Genomic DNA, 16,571 nt, shown 5'->3' with positions numbered 1-16,571 from the left:
CCTGAGTGTAGTGCGCGCTTTGGAATAAGGGAAGGTGGGCGCCGGTAGGGGGATAGCGCTAAAAGGTAAGCATTTATAACAAATTGCCCCCGGCCGCACGGCGAGGGGCGTAGCGGGTCAGATAGGATAAAACTGATAATGCGTGGCGCTGCGGTAGCGACTCCCCGGTTGCAGCCAGCAGTCCGGCTGCGGCCACTCGGGATGGTGCGGGCTGTCCGGCAAAAACTCGCTCTCCAGCGCCACGCCGGCATGGTTGGCGTAGCTGCCGCCATCGCGCGCCGGCGTGCCGGCCAGAAAATTGCCGCTGTAGAGTTGCAGTGCAGGCGCGTCGGTGAACACGCTCATTTGCACCTGGCCGTCGGCGGACCACAAATGGGCCGCCGGGCTCTCCAGCGCGCCGCAGGTGCGGTGCAGCAAGAATGCGTGATCGTAGCCTTTTACCCGCTGCTGGTCGCGATCGCGCAGGAAATCCTGCAGCAGCGTTTTCGGCTGACGAAAATCCATGCCGCTGTCGTCCACCGGCGTCAGATCGGCGCAGGGAATGCCCTCGGCGTCGACGGGCAGATAGCGATCGGCGAACAGCTGCAGCCGTTGGGCGCGGGCGTCGGTGCCGGCGCCGTCCAGATTGAAATAGGCGTGGTTGGTCAGGTTGACCGGGCAGGGGCGATCGACCTGTGCCAGATAGCTGATTTCCAAACGATTATCCGGGGTCAGACGGTAGCAGACCTGCACGTCGAGATTGCCGGGGAAACCCTGATCGCCCTCCGCCGAGTGCAGCGCATAGCAGACCTGTTGCGCATCCTGCTGGACCCGGCGCCAGCGGCGGGCATGAAAACCGTCGGGGCCGCCGTGCAGCTGGTGGACGCCCTGATTGGCGGCCAGCGCATGGGGAGTCCCATCGATGGGCAGGCTGGCGTTGGCGATGCGGTTGGCGTAACGGCCGACGGTGGCGCCCAGATAGGCGCCCTGGCGCGGGTAGTCTGCCGGGCTGCGGCAGCCGAGCAGCAGTTCGCGTTTTTCACCGGATTTGAGCGGCAAGACGGCGGACAGCCAGGTGGCGCCCCAGTCCATCAGCGTCACCGTCATGCCGGCGGCGTTTTGCAGCTGCGTCAGCTGATAAGGCTCCCCATCGGGCGCCGCTGCCGTGCTCATCGTCAGCATGTACCGGCCCCCTGTGAAGCCTGGCAGACATAGAACGTTTCCTGTAATCCGCCGGTTTGCCGCGGATACTCGTGCGCCACGGCGGCACGCACCGTCTCCACGAGATCCTGTGGCATCAGCGCGACGATGCAACCGCCAAAGCCGCCGCCGGTCATGCGCACGCCACCGCGCGAGCCGATCGTCGCTTTGACAATCTCGACCAACCGATCGATTGGCGCCACGGTGATTTCGAAGTCGTCACGCATCGAGGCGTGGGACTCCGCCATCAGCCGGCCCATGCGTTGCAGATCGCCAGCCGCCAGCGCATCGGCCGCCGCCAGCGTGCGGGCATTCTCGCTGATGACATGGCGCGCGCGTTTGGCCACCAACGGATCCAACTGATGTTGACGTGCTTCAAACTGTTCCGGGCTGACGTCACGCAGCGCCTTGACGCCGAAGAACCGAGCCGCTTCTTCACACTGTTTGCGGCGGGTGTTGTACTCGCTGTCCACCAGCCCGCGCTGCACATTGGAGTTGATGATCACCACCGCGACGCTGTCCGGCATCGGCACCGCACGGGTCTCCAGCGAGCGGCAGTCGATCAGCAGAGCGCTGTCGCGCCGGCCGAGCGCGGAGATCAGCTGGTCCATGATGCCGCAGTTGCAGCCGACGAACTGGTTTTCCGCCTCCTGGCCGTTCAGCGCCAGCGCCACGCCGTCCAGCGGCAGCTGATAGAGCGCCTGCAGCGCCTGGCCTACCGCCACTTCCAGCGCGGCGGAGGAGCTGAGCCCCGCGCCCTGCGGCACATTGCCGGCGATCACCAGATCCGCGCCGCCGAAATCGGGGTTGCGTCGCTGAAGATGTTTCACCACGCCGCGCACATAGTCGGACCAGCGCTGATCGGGGTGGTTGACGATCGGCCCGTCGAGCGAGAATTGATCCTGCTGATTCTGATAATCGGCGGCCAGTACGCGGATCTGGCGGTCGTCGCGCTTGGCGCAGGCGATGACGGTTTGGTAATCGATGGCGCAGGGCAACACGAAGCCGTCGTTGTAATCGGTATGCTCGCCGATCAAATTCACCCGCCCCGGCGCCTGGATGGTCAACGCCGGCGCGTAGCCGAAGTGTTCGGTAAACAGGGAATGGGTAAGCGGTTTCAGGCTCATGCTTGGGCTCCGGCTTCACGGTAATGAATATCGCTGACGGCGCGCAAACGCTCTGCGGCCTGTTCGGCGGTCAGATCGCGCTGGGTTTCCGCCAGCATCTCGTAACCGACCATAAATTTACGCACGCTGGCTGAACGCAGCAGCGGCGGATAGAAATGGGCGTGCAGCTGCCAGTGTCGGTTGTCGGCGCCGTTGAACGGCGCGCCGTGCCATCCCATCGAATAGGGGAAAGAACACTGGAACAGGTTGTCGTAGCGGCTGGTCAGCTTCTTCAGCGCCAGCGCCAGATCGCGGCTCTGCGCCGCGCTGAGATCGGTGATGCGCTGCACCGCCGTTTTCGGCAGCAGCAGCGTTTCAAACGGCCAGGCGGCCCAGTAGGGCACCACCGCCAGCCAGTGTTCGGTGTTCACCACGATGCGTTCGCCTGCGGCCAGCTCGCGCTGCGCATAATCCAGCAGCAGCGGGGAGGCATGTTCCCGGAAATAGTCGTGTTGCAGGCGATCTTCGCGCTCGGCCTCGTTTGGCAGAAAACTGTTGGCCCAGACCTGCCCGTGCGGGTGCGGATTGGAGCAGCCCATCGCCGCGCCTTTGTTTTCGAACAATTGCACCCAGGGGTAGTGCTTGCCCAGCTCCTCGGTTTGCGCCTGCCAGGTGGTGACCACCTGCTCCAGCGCCGGCAGCGTCAGTTCGGGCAGAGTCTTGCTGTGATCGGGAGAGAAGCAGATCACCCGGCTGACGCCGCGCGCGCTCTGGCTGCGCATCAACGGATCGTGGCTGTCGGGCGCCGGCGGCGTATCGCTCATCAGCGCGGCGAAATCGTTGGTGAAAACGTAGGTGCCGCGATAATCCGGATTACGATCGCCGGTGACGCGCGCGTTGCCCGGGCACAGGAAACAGTCGGGATCGTGCGCCGGCAGCGTTTCCGTGGGGACGGCCTCCTGCTGGCCTTGCCAGGGGCGCTTGGCGCGGTGCGGTGAGACCAGCACCCACTGGCCGCTCAGCGGGTTGTAGCGGCGGTGCGGATGATCGATAGGGTTAAATTCCGTCATACGGTTCCTTTCTTGGCGCCGACGAAAGTGTAATCGCTTCCAATTACCGTCTTGAGACGCCCGTTGCTGAACAGGGAGAGGCTATTGCGCAGAAAGATAGCACGCCCGCGGCGATAAAAAGGTGATCTAACGCGAAAAATGGAATCGTTTACACTTCATTAAAAAGCGCTGGATGGGTGGAGAAAAGCAGGGGGCGGCATGATTGAGGTCATACGGTGAGGTGCTGGTGATAGCGTTTTCACCCGACCAGCCGGCAGAGAGGGGCTCTCTGCCGGCGTCAGCCGTTAAGAATGCTGATACAGCGGGTAGGTGAAGAACAGCAGATGGGTCAGATTAAGCCCGAAATGGAACAGAATCGGCACCCACAGACGGCCGCTCCACATCCACGCCAGGCCGTAGATCACCCCGGCGAGGGTTGCGAAGATCACCATCAGCATACCGCCCGCCAAATGTGCGGCGCCGAACACCAGGGAGGCGACGATCAGCGCCGGCCAGGCGCCCAGCCACTGGCTGAGGCGCTGTTGCAGGTAGCCGCGAAACAGCGCTTCCTCGGCCATGCAGACGAAGAACAGGTTCGCCATCACGAAAGGCAGGATCCAGGCGGGCGCATGCAACTCGATTTTTAAGCCGCCCAGCGCTACGGCCAGCAGCAACAGCGCCGGCACGGCCAGCAGCAGCGCAATCCAGCCCGCTCTGCCGGCGTTGCCGTCGCGTTCGGCGGAAAACAGCGTGGGCAAGCAGGCGAACAGCAGGAAGGGCACCATCGCCTTATCGAAGTTGTAATACATGGTGAACGGCGCGCTGAGCGGGCCGGCTTTTTCGCCGTCGATCATCAGCTGGTTGTGGATGCCCGGCACCAGATGCAAAAACAGCGCCACGCAGCTGGCGACCACCAACCCTTCGAGCGCGATCGCCAGATTGCGCTGCGCGCGAAAATGGTGACGCAACCCCGCCAGCGCTACGATCGCCAGCAGATAACTCAGGCTGAGTGGCGTCAATACCCCATGATAAAGCCCCATACCCGCCGAGGCGGCCAGGATCACCCAGGCTATCAGCCGGTTAAACGGCAAGAAAAATAACGAAGCAGCCAGTACGCCCCACATAATATGTCCCTTTAAAATATGTACACGGCGCTCAGCGCCTTTGCGGCGTGCGATGATGGCGAAATTGAGCGCTAGAGCGGATAGTAGCACACCAGGATGACGCTAAAGGTCGGGGCAGTGATGCATCCGTGCATGATGCCGGCCCACACGATCGTCGGCGATGCGGGTCAGCCTTTCATCCATGCCTGCGAACGGGTGATTTCGGCCAGGTTTTGCAGGGTATCCAGACTCTGCTGGTGGATCTCCTGCGTAGGGGCTGCGCACAGATCGTGCAGTACGGTCACCTGAAAGCCGGCGTCGTGCGCCTGACGTGCGGTGCTTTCGATGGCGAGCGGCGTGCTGATGCCCGCCAGCAGCAAATGGTGGCACCGATGTTGCCGCAGCCAGGCTAACAAATTGTTACCGGAGAAGGCGCTAACCGCCGTTTTTTCAAACTGCAGATCGCTCTCTTCCTGATGCAGGTCGGGCACCCAGCGGCAGCCCGGGCCATTTAGCCGCAGCGCACCGATCTGCTTGAGATGGTTGAACAACGGCGAGTGGGGCGGGATATCATGATAATCGTCGGCGAATCCCACCCGCACCCAGATCACCGGAATTTTTCGCACCCGGGCATAGGCCGTGGCGGCATTGACGTTAGCGAGCAGGTGGGTTGCCACCACCTGTTCACGGCAGTGGTTGGCGCGCCCTTTGGGCCCGATCAGATCCTCGATCAGGTCGATGATAATCAACGCAGCGGACATGGCGTCTCCAGAAAATGGCCTTCTTTCTTTCTATGATAAAAGGCCAAATGTGATGTGCTGCGGTGAAGTGTTGCCGGATATGTTTACGCCGCGTTTCAGGCGGAGGCCGCCTCCAGCCGCTGGTGTTGATAGCCGTAGCCGCCCTCGCCGTCGGGCACGAAGCTGAGGCGGTGAGTGATGCACTGCGGCGCGTCTTCGGCATGGTGCGAAACGAACAACAACTGGGTGGCGCCCTGGCCGATCAGCACGTCGATGAAGCGGCGCACCAGCTGGCGATTGAGCGGATCCAGCCCTTGCAGCGGTTCGTCGAGGATCAGCAGCGCCGGGTGTTTCACCAGCGCGCGGGCGATCAGCGCCAGCCGCTGTTGGCCCCAGGAAAGGCTGTGGAACGTAGCGTCGCCGCGCGCGCCGTCGAGCCCGAGCAGCGCCAGCCATTGTTCGGTCAGCTGCCGCTGACGATCCGAGACCGCCTGATAAATACCGATCGAATCGAAGAACCCCGACAGCACCACGTTGCGCACGCTGGTGTTGACGCGATAATCCAGATGCAGGCTGCTGCTGACGTAGCCGATATGGCGCTTGATCTCCCAGATGGTTTCCCCGCTGCCGCGGCGGCGGCCGAACAGCGTCAGATCGTTGCTGTAGCCCTGCGGATGATCGCCGGTGATCAAACTCAGCAGCGTGGACTTGCCGGCGCCGTTCGGGCCGACGATCTGCCAATGTTCACCGGGGTTAACCTGCCAGTCGAGATGATTGAGGATCGGTCGATCGTTATAGCTGACTACGCCGTCGCGCAGGACGATCAGCGGCCGATCCGCCGGCAGGGCCACCTTTTGCGTCGGATCCTCGGTCTCCGGCAGCGCCAGCCCGCTGAGGTTTTCGCTGTGTGCCAGCTGCGCCACCAGCGCGTCTGCCATCACCTGGCGGCGCGGCCCGCGGCTGGTCAGGGTGCAGTCCGCCAGCACGCCCACTTGCCGGACAAAATCCGGTATTTCGTCGAACCGGTTGAGCACCAGCACCACGGTTTGGCCCTGGGCGGAAAGCTCGCTCAGCAACGCGGCGAGCTGCGCGCGCGAGTGAACGTCCAGCCCGTCGAAGGGTTCGTCGAGGATCAGCAGGTCAGGCTCGGGCATCAGCGCCCGGCACAGCAGGGTTTTACGCGTTTCGCCGGTGGAGAGGTACTTGAAGCGGCGCGTCAGCAGGGCGGTGATGCCGAACTGCGCGGCCAGCCGCTCACAGCGCGCGGCGTCTTTCACCTCTTCCTGAATGATCTCCGCCGCGGTGCGGCCGGTATCGTCCTCGTCCGCGCTGAGCAGGTCGGTGTTGTTGCGTTGCCACTCGTCGCTGACCATTTTTTGCAGCTGTTCGAAGGAGATGCGCACCGCGTGCTGAAAATCGCTGCGCCGTTCGCCGCTCAGCAGAACCAGTTCGTCGGCCAGCGCACGCGCCAGGGCGGATTTGCCGCTGCCGTTGGCGCCGACGAAGGCCCAGCTGTCGCCGGCCTGGATCGCCAGCGCGTCCAACGTCAGGGTACGGGTATCGCTTAAGCGGAATGAACCTTGCGAAATGTGCAACGACGACATCACCTGTTCCTTTTTTTGCAATTATTTGCCTTAGAAATAGGCGCATTGCACGGTGATGTCAATCAGCAAAAACGCAACGTTACGTTGCGCTTAACACAACGTGGCGACAATCACGTGGTCGGCGTTGAACAGGGCGTGTACGGCGGCGCCGACGCTCAGCTGCAGGCGCTGCAACTCCGCCGTCGTCAGGGTGGCGCACAGGGTTTCGCCCCCCGCCAGCGTCACCAGCACCTCGCTGTGTTCGGCCCCCGGCTGAATGCCGGCTACCACGCCCGCCAGCGCGTTATCCGCACCGGTATGCTCCCCCGTCTCGACGCTTAACCGCACCCAGGGCGCTTTGATCAGCGCCAGCACCTCTTTGCCGGGCACCAGCTGCAGCCGGTCGGCGCTTTGCTGGGTGATGGCCGCCGTCAGGCGAGTGGTGCCGTCGTTCAACAAAATCGCCAGGTGCTGCTGCACCTGCTGATGATCGCGTTCGATCACGGTGCCGAAGAACTGATTGCGCGCGCTGGTTTGCAGCGAGAAGCGCGAGATGGCCGCCAGCAGGCTGTCGAGCGGCAGATCGTCCTGCTGCAACACGTCGAAGGCCTTTTGCTGCACCTGGCCCAGCAGGTCATACAGCTGGATCAGCCGTTGGCCGTAGTGCGTCAGATGCGCGCCGCCGCCGCCTTTGCCGCCGGTGGCGCGTTCCACCACCGTGTGTTCCGCCAGTTGGTTCATCTCATTGATGGCGTCCCAGGCGCTTTTGTAGCTGATGCCCGCCAGTTTGGCGCCCTGGCTGATGGAGCCGGTGTGCTGCACCTGTTTCAGCAGCGCGATGCGGCGCGGATCGGCGAACAGCTTTTGCTGGAGTTTGAGAGTCAGAAGAATTTCGGCCTGCATAGCGCATCCTGTCGACGGCAAAAACCGTATTGTCGCCGATTTGGCGGCAAAGCGCCAAACGCCGTGCGTGGGAGAGTGGGGCAATAAAGACTGGTATTGTAATATTGTAATAATATAACATAACAGAAAAACGATAAGGCTTTACGCCGGCTGCGGCCGGTTTTTATTTCACCACAGGGATGCTCCACATGAGTACGACACGCCGGCGTCTTGGCACGCCCAAAAAATCTTTATGTCTTGCCGCCGCATGGATCGGCGGCGCACTGACAGCGCCGCTGGCTTTCGCCGCCGACTGCGATAAAGCCCGCAATGCCACGGGGTGTGAAGAACAGCTCACCGTGGAGGCGGCGGCCCCCGCCGGGCGTTACGATGCGTTGAACGCCGTGAGCCGCAGCGCTTCGCAGATCGGGCTGACCGCTCGGGAGACGCCGCGCAGCGTCGATATTATCAGCGCGCGGGCGATCCAACAGCGGGGCGATCGTTCGCTGGCCGCCGCCGTCGAGCACGCTACCGGTCTGTCCGGCGTCGCTTCGCCAACGTTGTCCAACAACTTTTCCGCACGCGGTTTTCGGCCGATCGCCTGGCTGTATAACGGCGTAGAGATGCCCGGCAGTACGCTGCAACTGGGCGATCCGGCGCATTACGACAGCATCGAGGTGCTGCGTGGGCCGGGGTCGGCCTTGAACGGGCTGAGCGCCGCAGGCGGCAGCGTCAACCTGATCTCGCGGCGGCCGACCTTCAACCGGCAGCCGTTCGAGCTCGATTATGGCCTCGGCAGCTACCGCAGCCAGCGTTTGCATCTGGGGGCCGGCGGCGCGCTGGTGGACGATGTGATGGCGTACCGGTTGGACGTCAGCGGCAACGACAGCGGCAGCAACGTGCAGTATGAACGCGATCGGCAGAAGCGGGTATCCGGCTCGCTGCTGTTTAAATTGACGGACGATGCGCTGCTGACGCTGAGCCTGGACCGCATGCTCAACCGCACCAACAACCCTTACTACGGCACGCCGCTGCTGAATGGGCGCATTGCCGGCGAGCTGCGCGACATCAATTACAACAACCTGACCGACAGCCGTATCCAGAGCAACGCCACCGCATTTCAGGCCAGTCTGGACTGGTTTATGACGCCCGAAGTGGAGTGGCATAACCAATTCTATTACTACAGCGGCTTTCGCGAATGGCGCAACGTCGAGCGTTTCCGCGTCGCGGCGGCGGCCCGGCCCGGCGACGTCAACCGCGACTCTTTCGGCGCTCTGGCGCACGACGACGATCTGATCGGCAACCGCAGTTCGCTGGTGTTCGATCGCGCTATCGCCGGTTTCGATAATCGGTTACTGGTCGGCTTCGATCTGAGCAAGCGGCATTTTCAGTACTACTCCAACGGTTTCCCCGGCTCCGAGGACGTGCCGCTCGGCGCGCCGCCCAGAGAGCCGTTCGCTCAGGGCACCGCCAGCCAGCGTGCGCCGGTGCGCCACGTCACTCAGAATCAGTACGCCGCCTTTCTTGAAGACCGCTTCAGCCTGACCGAGCGTTTAGCGCTGCTGGGCCAGCTGCGCTACAACCATATGAACATGGATTGGCGCTTCCAGGGGCCGCAGGAAGAGAGCCGCGCGCGCACCTACGTTTTCAGCACCTGGAGCCTGGGCCCCAGCTATGCACTGACCGATAACCTCACGCTTTACGCCAACTACACCACCGGCCAGGAGCCGGGCAACGATTTGTTCTTCCTCAGCCCGACGCAGACCGATCTGCCGCTGACGCGAGCGCGCCAGTGGGAGGCCGGCGCCAAAGGGCAGTTTTGGGATAACAAGGGAGAGGCGACGCTGGCGCTGTACGAACTGCGCAAGGACAACCTGTTTGTGCCCGACGCGCAGCGGCCGGATGCGTTGAACGCGGTAGGCAGGCAGACGTCGCGCGGCATCGAGCTTGGCGTGGTGCTGCGTCCCGACGATCGTTGGGAGCTGGCCGGCAATGCCGCCTACACGCACGCCCGCTACGACGACTATCGCGGCGGTAGCCCGCTGCGCAGCTACAACGGCAATCGCCCGGCCTATATCCCGGACTGGACCGCCAACCTCAGCGTGCATTATCAGGCGACGGCGCGCCTGGGGCTGGCTTCTTCGCTGCGCTACGTCGGCAGCAGTTATAACGACGACGCCAACCAGCGCAAGATGCGCGCGTACACCACGCTCGATCTGGCGGTGGATTATCAGTTGACGCCGATCGTCGATGTCGGTTTCCGCATTCGCAACGCCACCAACCAGCTGTACGCCTATCAGCGCACCTACCCGGATCAGGCGCTGATCGCGCCGCCGCGCAGCTATGAAACCTTCGTGTCGGTCAGGTTCTGACGGCGTGAAACGCCGGCTTTGCCTGTTGTTGTGCGCCCTGGGGTTGGGCGGGGGCGTGCCGCTGCGTGCCGATAGCGTCAGCCTGCAAAATTGCGGGGTCACGCGCGATTACCCGCAGCCGCCGCAGCGGGTGCTGGTTTATGCCAATCCGGCGCTGGAAAACCTGCTGGCGCTGGGGCTGGCCGCCCGTGCAATCGGCGTGGTCGGGTATGACCGCATGCGCGATCCCGCGCCGACGGCGTCGGCCGATGCGCTGCGGGCGCCCACCAGCCCGGCGCCGCCCACGGCGGAAGCGTTGCTGCTGATGCGGCCGGATTTTGTCTATTCGGCCAGCTATTACTGGCTGCACAGCCCGGAAACGCCCGATCGGACGCGGCTGGCGGAATGGGGCATCGGCACTTACCTCTCTCCCGGCGCCTGCAGCGGCCAGCAAAGCGCGATCGCCGCTGCGCTGACGTTTGAAGACATCTTCACCGAGCTGCGGGAGCTGGCGCGCATTTTCAACGTCAGCCGCGGCGGTGAAGCGCCGATCGCGCGGCTGCGCGGGCAACTGCAGGCGTTTGAGGCGCAGCGCGCGCCGCTGCCGCATTTACGTCTGCTGTGGTGGTATGCCGGCACGCAGACGCCCTACGTGGCCGGCTGCTGCGGCGCACCAGGTTTGCTGAGCCGCAGCATCGGCAGCGAGAACCTGTTCGGCGATCGGCCCGAGCTGTGGCCGACGGTATCCTGGGAGGTTATCGCCGCCCGCGATCCGGATGCGATCGTGCTTGGCGATCTGCCGCGCGGCGGCTTCGGCGACAGCGCAGCGGACAAGATCGCCTTTCTGGAGCATCACCCGCTGACCGCGACGCTGCGCGCCGTGCGTCAGCGGCGCTACGTGATCCTCCCCGGTTACGACATGGACCCTTCCGCCCGCACCGTGGCGGCGCTGGGCCGTTTGATTCGGGGCCTGGCGGCCTTGCCGCCGCAGGCTGCGACTTTTTCCAACAAGGAACCTTGATATGACTGCCGTTTCATTATCTTCGCTGCTGGACTCCTGGGATCGCCAGCAGGCGGCCTACATCGCCGAGCGGGAAGCGCGTTTTAACGCCCAGCTGGAGGTGCTGGCGCTGGCCGTCGGCCAGGATTTTCACGTGGTGGATCTAGCCTGTGGCCCGGGATCGCTGAGCCTGCGCATTTTGCAGCGCTTTCCGCAGGCCAGGGTAACCGCCATCGATCTCGATCCGTTGCTGCTGGCGGTGGCGCGCGGCGCACTGGCGGAGTATGGCGATCGGATCCGCATTCTGCAGGCCGATCTGGCGGATCCGGCCTGTTTTTCCGCGCTGTCCGGCCCCGCGCCGCAGGCGGCGGTGTCCAGCACGGCGCTGCACTGGCTGATGCCGGAGCAGCAACTGGCGCTGTACCGCAACGTCGCCGGGCTGTTGGCCGACGGCGGCGTATTCCTCAATGCCGATCATCAGCGCTATGACCACCGTCAGCCACGGCTGAAGGCGTTGGCCGAGCGGCACGATGAGCAGACCCAGCAACGCGCCTGGGACAACGGCGTCGAGGATTGGGATCGCTGGTTCGCCGGCGCGCTGCAATTGCCGGCGTTGGCCGCTTATCAGGCCGAGCGTGAGGCGCTATTCGCCGGCCGCCCGGTGCCGCCGCCGACGCCGGTGGATTTCCAGCTCGCGGCCCTCAGGCAGGCCGGTTTCAGCGAGGCGGGGACGGTGTGGCAGCTGTTGGACGACTATGTGATCGCAGGTTGGAAATAGCATGAGCCGGCGGTTACTGCCCGGCCGTGAGACCGGCTGGTTGCTGTTGCTGGCGGCGGCGCTGCCGATGGCCCTGCTGAGCGCCACCTTGTCGGGGCCTGCGCCGATCGCGTGGCACGACGCCTGGCGCATCGTATTCGGCGTCAGCGGCGGCGCGGCGACCGATGCCGAGGTGTATCAGCGCATCATCTGGTCGCTGCGGATGCCGCGCGCGCTGCTGGCGGCGGTGGCCGGCGCCGGGCTGGCGCTGGCGGGCACCGTGCTGCAGTCGCTGACCCGCAACCCGCTGGCCGATCCCTGGGTGCTGGGGATCTCCTCCGGCGCGGGCGTGGGGGCGGTGACGGTGCTGGTATTGGGGCTGGGGGGCGGCCTGCTGTCGGTGTCCGGCGGGGCGTTTAGCGGCGCGCTGGGGGCGTTTGCGCTGGTGATGTTGCTGGCCGGGCGTTCGCTGCAGGGGGAGTCCACGCTGTTTATTCTGGCCGGGGTGGCGGTGACGCAACTGCTCTCCGCACTGACTTCGCTGATCACCCTCTGGCAGGCAGACGCCAACGCCACGCGCGGCGTGATGTTCTGGCTGCTGGGATCGTTCAGCGACGCGCGCTGGCCACAGGTCGGGCTGTGCGGGCTGGCGCTGGCGGCGACGCTGCTGCTTTGCTGGCTGCGGGCGGGTGAGCTGGACGCGCTGGCGTTCGGCGGCGTGACCGCCGCTTCGCTGGGGGTGGCGGTGGCCCCGCTGAAGCTGCTGCTGTATGTGGCGACCACCGCGCTAACGGCGACGATCGTCGCGTTCAGCGGCGCGGTGGGGTTTATCGGGTTGACGGTGCCGCACGTCGCCCGGCGGCTGGTCGGCTCGCGGCATCGTCAGCTGTTGCCGGCCAGCGCGCTGTGCGGCGCTTTGTTCGCCGTGGCGGCGGACACGCTGGCCAGAACGCTGTTTGCCCCGCGCGAACTGCCGGTCGGCGTGTTGACGGCGCTATTGGGAGTACCGGTATTCCTGCTGTTGCTGTATCGGAAGGTCAATGCATGACGGTTGAAAAAACGCAATCCGGTCTGTGCGCCGAGGGGGTAAGTTGGCGAGTGGGCGCGCGCACGGTGCTGGAAAACCTCAGTTTCTGCGCCTTGCCCGGTGAGATCACCGGCGTGCTCGGCGTCAACGGCAGCGGTAAATCCACGCTGCTCAAGCTGTTGGCCGGGCTGCAGCCCGCCGCCGGCGGCCGCGTTTGGCTGGAGGGGCGCGAGATCGCCGCGTTTTCCGCGCGGGAACGCGCCAGGCGCATCGCTTTTCTCGAGCAATCCGCCCCCGGCACTTTCGCGCTGCCGGTGAAGGAGGCGGTATTGTTGGGGCGTCTGGCCCATATCGGCCGCTGGCGCGGTTTTGGTACCGAGGATCGCCGCCTCGCCGGGCAGGCGATGGAGCAGGTGGGCATCAGCCACCTGGCCGATCGCGATTGGCAGCGGCTGTCCGGTGGTGAACAGCAGCGGGTGCACCTGGCGCGCGCGCTGGCGCAGCAAACGCCGTGGCTGCTGCTGGACGAACCCGCCAACCACCTGGATATCGCTCATCAGCAGCAGTTTATGGCATTGCTGCGGCGGCTGAAGCTCAGCGTGGTGGTGACGCTGCACGATCTGAATCTGGCGGCCTGTTATTGCGATCGGGTCGCGCTGCTGCAGCGGGGCGGGATCTGTGCGGCGGGCACGCCGCAGCAGGCGCTGACGCCGGAGCACATTCGCGCGGTATACGGGGTGGAGGCCCGGCTGGCGGCGCCCGCCGGCTATGCGCCGCCGCTGATCTATTACCCCGCGGCGGGATGAGATCGGTCAAAAGGGCACGTTTGGCCGATCACAATTTCGCCTCGCTGGCTAAAATAACTCCGGTTTTAGCGATTTTTTTGGGTTAGAATAACCCGATATGCGGTGAAAGGCATTTGCCGCTCAATGGGCAGTTAAGCGAGGCTATCATGTTGGAATTATTGAAAAGTCTGTTATTCGCCGTGGTGATGGTGCCGGTGGTCATGGCGCTCATTCTCGGTCTGATCTACGGTTTTGGCGAAGTGTTCAACGTCTTCTCCAAAGTGGGCCGTTCGAAAGAAAACCGCACCCAGCACTGACCGTTCCCTATCCCGATACCCGTCGGCATCGCCCGGCGGGCATTCCTCAAGTTATCTCACGCTTTGCCGATAAACCGCATGACAAGCTTTCGCGCCACGTTATATTATTTTTTATATAACGAAGAGTGATAATGCACGTTAACTTGCGGAGAAAAACAATGAAACAGCAATGGACCCAATGGGTTGGCGGGATCGTGTTGGCATCGGGCCTGGTGGCTCAGGCCTCGGCGGCGGAAAAGATCACCGTGTTCGCCGCCGCGTCGCTGACCAACGCGCTGCAGGACATCGCCACCCAATATCAAAAAGGCAAGGACGTGCAGGTGGTTTCCTCCTTCGCGTCGTCTTCTACGCTGGCGCGCCAAATTGAGCAGGGCGCTCCGGCCGATCTGTTTATCTCCGCCGATCAGCAGTGGATGGATTACGCCATCGATAAGCAGCAGATGGTGAAAGACACCCGTTACACGCTGCTGGGCAACGAGCTGGTGCTGATCGCCGCCAAGAGCGATAAACTAGACAAGATCGCCATCGACAAGCAGACCGACTGGGCCAAGTTGCTCAGCGGCGGCCGCCTGGCGGTGGGCGATCCGGATCACGTGCCGGCCGGCATCTACGCCAAAGAGGCGCTGGAACACCTGGGCGCCTGGAGCGCGCTGGAGCCGAAACTGGCGCGCGCCAACAACGTGCGCAGCGCGATGGCGCTGGTGGAGCGCGGTGAAGCGCCGCTTGGCATCGTCTACGGCTCCGACGCGGTCGCCAGCGACAAGGTGAAAGTGGTGGGCGTATTCCCGGAAGACAGCCACAAACCGGTTGAATATCCGATGGCGATGGTGAAAGATCGTCAAAATCCGACGGTCAGCGCTTTCTATACCTATCTGAAGGGCCCGGAAGCCGCCGCTATTTTTGAACATTATGGATTCACCCCGCGTAAATGATTCTGAGTGAGTACGAGTGGCAGGCGGTTGAGCTGAGCCTGAAAGTCTCCGGTTTGGCGGTGGTCTGCAGCCTGCCGTTCGGCATTCTGATGGCCTGGGTGCTGGTGCGTTGCCGCTTTCCCGGCAAGGCGCTGCTGGACGGCGTCATTCACCTGCCCCTGGTGCTGCCGCCGGTGGTGGTCGGCTATTTGCTGCTGATCGCCATGGGGCGGCGCGGCGTCATCGGCGAGTGGCTGTACGACTGGTTCGGCTTCAGCTTCAGCTTTAGCTGGCGCGGCGCCGCGCTGGCATCGGCGGTGGTGGCGTTTCCGCTGATGGTGCGTGCCATCCGGCTGGCGCTGGAGGCGGTGGATACCCGGCTGGAGCAGGCGGCGCGCACGCTGGGCGCCAACCCGTGGCGGGTGTTTTTCACCATCACGCTGCCGCTGTCGCTGCCCGGCGTCATTGTCGGCGTGGTGCTGGCCTTTGCCCGTTCGCTGGGGGAGTTCGGCGCCACCATCACCTTTGTCTCCAACATTCCCGGTGAAACCCGCACCATTCCGCTGGCGATGTATACGCTGATCGAAACGCCGGGGGCGGAAGCCGCCGCCGCGCGTCTGTGCGCGATCGCCATCGTGCTGTCGCTGGCTTCCCTGATGGTGTCCGAATGGCTGGCCCGCTGGGGCCGCAAACGGATGGGGGTGTAAATGCTGGAGCTGGATTTCTCGCAGCAGCTGGGCGACCTTAATCTCAACGTCCGCGCCGATTTGCCGGCGCAGGGCATCACCGCGATTTTCGGCCTGTCCGGCGCGGGTAAAACTTCATTGATCAACGCCATCGGCGGCCTGACCCGTTTGCAACAGGGGCGTATCGCGCTCAATGGCCGCACGCTGGTGGATACCGCCACCGGTCTCTGCCTGCCGCCGGAAAAGCGCCGTATCGGCTATGTATTTCAGGATGCGCGCCTGTTCCCGCATTATCGGGTGCGCGGCAACCTGCAGTACGGCATGGCGGCCGGCATGCGCGCGCAGTTCAATACCATTGTCGAGCTGTTGGGCATCGGGCCACTGCTCAATCGGCTGCCGCTGACGCTCTCCGGCGGTGAAAAACAGCGGGTGGCGATCGGCCGCGCGCTGCTGACCGCGCCGGAACTGCTGCTGATGGACGAACCGCTGGCCTCGCTCGATCTGCCGCGCAAACGCGAGCTGCTGCCGTATCTGGAGCGGCTGGCGCAGGATGTCAACATCCCTATCCTCTACGTCAGCCACAGCCTGGACGAGATCCTGCGTCTGGCCGAGCAGGTGATGGTGCTGGATCGCGGCGAGGTGCGCGCGTTCGGCGGGCTGGAAGCCGTCTGGGCCAGCAGCGCGCTGCGGCCGTGGCTGCAGCGTGAAGATCAGAGCAGCGTGCTGCGCGTCAGCGTGATTGAGCATCATCAACGCTATGCCATGACCGCGCTGGCGCTCGGCGATCAGCGGCTGTGGGTCAGCGGCATCGACGCCGAACTGGGCACTCAGCTGCGCATTCGCATCAATGCCGCCGACGTCTCGCTGGTGCTGCAACCGCCGGTCAACAGCAGCATTCGCAACGTTTTGCCGGCCAAGGTCAGCGAGTGTCTGGACGTGGGCGGGCAGGTGGAAGTGAAGCTGGCGGTCGGGGAACACGTGCTGTGGGCGCGCATCACGCCGTGGGCGCGAGACGAACTGGCGATCCGCCCCGGGCAGTGGCTGTACGCGCAGGTGAAGAGCGTGTCGATCAGCCGCGAGAGCCGCTAAGACAGG

At 64.1% G+C, this 16,571-nt stretch carries 16 protein-coding genes; 9 read left to right on the top strand and 7 right to left on the bottom strand.

The window, feature by feature from the left end; translation table 11 throughout:
* Window positions 1–117: 117 nt before the first annotated feature.
* The 7 genes from galM to modE form a co-directional block, all read right to left on the bottom strand.
* A complete protein-coding gene (galM, locus tag ACJ8HA_RS11490; RefSeq protein ID WP_025301897.1) occupies window positions 118–1,161 on the bottom strand; it encodes a galactose-1-epimerase in 1,044 nt (347 codons plus the stop codon).
* Window positions 1,155–2,306, bottom strand: coding sequence for a galactokinase (galK, locus tag ACJ8HA_RS11485; protein WP_060447621.1), 1,152 nt, complete (start codon window positions 2,304–2,306; stop codon window positions 1,155–1,157). Before galK ends, galM begins: the two co-directional genes overlap by 7 nt.
* Complete coding sequence (gene galT, locus ACJ8HA_RS11480; protein WP_099816699.1) at window positions 2,303–3,355, bottom strand: galactose-1-phosphate uridylyltransferase; 1,053 nt, start codon at window positions 3,353–3,355, stop codon at window positions 2,303–2,305. The genes galK and galT overlap by 4 nt, the downstream gene beginning before the upstream one ends.
* 284 nt (window positions 3,356–3,639) lie before the next feature.
* Window positions 3,640–4,458 (bottom strand): CPBP family intramembrane glutamic endopeptidase, encoded by an 819-nt coding sequence (locus ACJ8HA_RS11475; RefSeq protein WP_049203774.1) that lies wholly within the window; start codon window positions 4,456–4,458, stop codon window positions 3,640–3,642.
* Window positions 4,459–4,625: 167 nt separating this feature from the next.
* Window positions 4,626–5,198 (bottom strand): cysteine hydrolase family protein, encoded by a 573-nt coding sequence (locus tag ACJ8HA_RS11470; RefSeq protein ID WP_148123199.1) that lies wholly within the window; start codon window positions 5,196–5,198, stop codon window positions 4,626–4,628.
* A gap of 95 nt (window positions 5,199–5,293) precedes the next feature.
* Complete coding sequence (modF, locus tag ACJ8HA_RS11465; RefSeq protein ID WP_325977799.1) at window positions 5,294–6,781, bottom strand: molybdate ABC transporter ATP-binding protein ModF; 1,488 nt, start codon at window positions 6,779–6,781, stop codon at window positions 5,294–5,296.
* A 90-nt stretch (window positions 6,782–6,871) separates the two neighbouring features.
* Complete coding sequence (gene modE, locus ACJ8HA_RS11460) at window positions 6,872–7,663, bottom strand: molybdenum-dependent transcriptional regulator (RefSeq protein ID WP_442515347.1); 792 nt, start codon at window positions 7,661–7,663, stop codon at window positions 6,872–6,874.
* 188 nt (window positions 7,664–7,851) lie between these two features.
* On the opposite strand from modE, the gene ACJ8HA_RS11455 reads away from it, so the two are divergent.
* From ACJ8HA_RS11455 to modC, 9 genes are all read left to right on the top strand, one after another.
* A complete protein-coding gene (locus ACJ8HA_RS11455) occupies window positions 7,852–10,014 on the top strand; it encodes a TonB-dependent receptor (protein WP_089180639.1) in 2,163 nt (720 codons plus the stop codon).
* A 4-nt stretch (window positions 10,015–10,018) separates the two neighbouring features.
* On the top strand, window positions 10,019–11,014 hold the full coding sequence (locus ACJ8HA_RS11450) for an ABC transporter substrate-binding protein (protein WP_442515346.1): 996 nt from the start codon (window positions 10,019–10,021) through the stop codon (window positions 11,012–11,014).
* A gap of 1 nt (window position 11,015) precedes the next feature.
* Window positions 11,016–11,771 carry a class I SAM-dependent methyltransferase gene (locus ACJ8HA_RS11445; protein WP_148123203.1) on the top strand — a complete coding sequence of 252 codons (756 nt, stop codon included), beginning with the start codon at window positions 11,016–11,018 and terminating at the stop codon, window positions 11,769–11,771.
* Window position 11,772: 1 nt separating this feature from the next.
* A complete protein-coding gene (locus tag ACJ8HA_RS11440) occupies window positions 11,773–12,798 on the top strand; it encodes a FecCD family ABC transporter permease (protein WP_197832616.1) in 1,026 nt (341 codons plus the stop codon).
* 23 nt (window positions 12,799–12,821) lie between these two features.
* On the top strand, window positions 12,822–13,583 hold the full coding sequence (locus ACJ8HA_RS11435; protein WP_405050716.1) for an ABC transporter ATP-binding protein: 762 nt from the start codon (window positions 12,822–12,824) through the stop codon (window positions 13,581–13,583).
* 146 nt (window positions 13,584–13,729) lie between these two features.
* A complete protein-coding gene (locus ACJ8HA_RS11430; protein ID WP_004939813.1) occupies window positions 13,730–13,879 on the top strand; it encodes an AcrZ family multidrug efflux pump-associated protein in 150 nt (49 codons plus the stop codon).
* A 158-nt stretch (window positions 13,880–14,037) separates the two neighbouring features.
* Window positions 14,038–14,811 carry a molybdate ABC transporter substrate-binding protein gene (gene modA, locus ACJ8HA_RS11425; RefSeq protein ID WP_049208975.1) on the top strand — a complete coding sequence of 258 codons (774 nt, stop codon included), beginning with the start codon at window positions 14,038–14,040 and terminating at the stop codon, window positions 14,809–14,811.
* Window positions 14,808–15,497, top strand: a complete 690-nt coding sequence (gene modB / locus ACJ8HA_RS11420; RefSeq protein WP_019454005.1) for a molybdate ABC transporter permease subunit — start codon at window positions 14,808–14,810, stop codon at window positions 15,495–15,497. Before modA ends, modB begins: the two co-directional genes overlap by 4 nt.
* Window positions 15,498–16,565: a molybdenum ABC transporter ATP-binding protein ModC gene (modC, locus tag ACJ8HA_RS11415; RefSeq protein WP_049203786.1), complete on the top strand. Its 1,068-nt coding sequence runs from the start codon at window positions 15,498–15,500 to the stop codon at window positions 16,563–16,565. It abuts the gene before it with no gap.
* Window positions 16,566–16,571: the final 6 nt, after the last annotated feature.

This window comes from Serratia sp. CY33802, assembly GCF_052169095.1.
Lineage (GTDB): Bacteria > Pseudomonadota > Gammaproteobacteria > Enterobacterales > Enterobacteriaceae > Serratia > Serratia bockelmannii.
The sequence above is the reverse complement of the archived record's forward strand: the minus strand, read 5'-3'. Positions and strand labels throughout refer to the sequence as shown.

Excerpts from the sequence above, each read along its gene's own strand:
- galM (WP_025301897.1), bottom strand. The coding sequence starts at position 1,161 with ATGCTGACGATGAGCACGGCAGCGGCGCCCGATGGGGAGCCTTATCAG.
- galK (WP_060447621.1), bottom strand. The coding sequence starts at position 2,306 with ATGAGCCTGAAACCGCTTACCCATTCCCTGTTTACCGAACACTTCGGC.
- galT (WP_099816699.1), bottom strand. The coding sequence starts at position 3,355 with ATGACGGAATTTAACCCTATCGATCATCCGCACCGCCGCTACAACCCG.
- ACJ8HA_RS11475 (WP_049203774.1), bottom strand. The coding sequence starts at position 4,458 with ATGTGGGGCGTACTGGCTGCTTCGTTATTTTTCTTGCCGTTTAACCGG.
- ACJ8HA_RS11470 (WP_148123199.1), bottom strand. The coding sequence starts at position 5,198 with ATGTCCGCTGCGTTGATTATCATCGACCTGATCGAGGATCTGATCGGG.
- modF (WP_325977799.1), bottom strand. The coding sequence starts at position 6,781 with ATGTCGTCGTTGCACATTTCGCAAGGTTCATTCCGCTTAAGCGATACC.
- modE (WP_442515347.1), bottom strand. The coding sequence starts at position 7,663 with ATGCAGGCCGAAATTCTTCTGACTCTCAAACTCCAGCAAAAGCTGTTC.
- ACJ8HA_RS11455 (WP_089180639.1), top strand. The coding sequence starts at position 7,852 with ATGAGTACGACACGCCGGCGTCTTGGCACGCCCAAAAAATCTTTATGT.
- ACJ8HA_RS11445 (WP_148123203.1), top strand. The coding sequence starts at position 11,016 with ATGACTGCCGTTTCATTATCTTCGCTGCTGGACTCCTGGGATCGCCAG.
- ACJ8HA_RS11440 (WP_197832616.1), top strand. The coding sequence starts at position 11,773 with ATGAGCCGGCGGTTACTGCCCGGCCGTGAGACCGGCTGGTTGCTGTTG.
- ACJ8HA_RS11430 (WP_004939813.1), top strand. The coding sequence starts at position 13,730 with ATGTTGGAATTATTGAAAAGTCTGTTATTCGCCGTGGTGATGGTGCCG.
- modA (WP_049208975.1), top strand. The coding sequence starts at position 14,038 with ATGAAACAGCAATGGACCCAATGGGTTGGCGGGATCGTGTTGGCATCG.
- modB (WP_019454005.1), top strand. The coding sequence starts at position 14,808 with ATGATTCTGAGTGAGTACGAGTGGCAGGCGGTTGAGCTGAGCCTGAAA.
- modC (WP_049203786.1), top strand. The coding sequence starts at position 15,498 with ATGCTGGAGCTGGATTTCTCGCAGCAGCTGGGCGACCTTAATCTCAAC.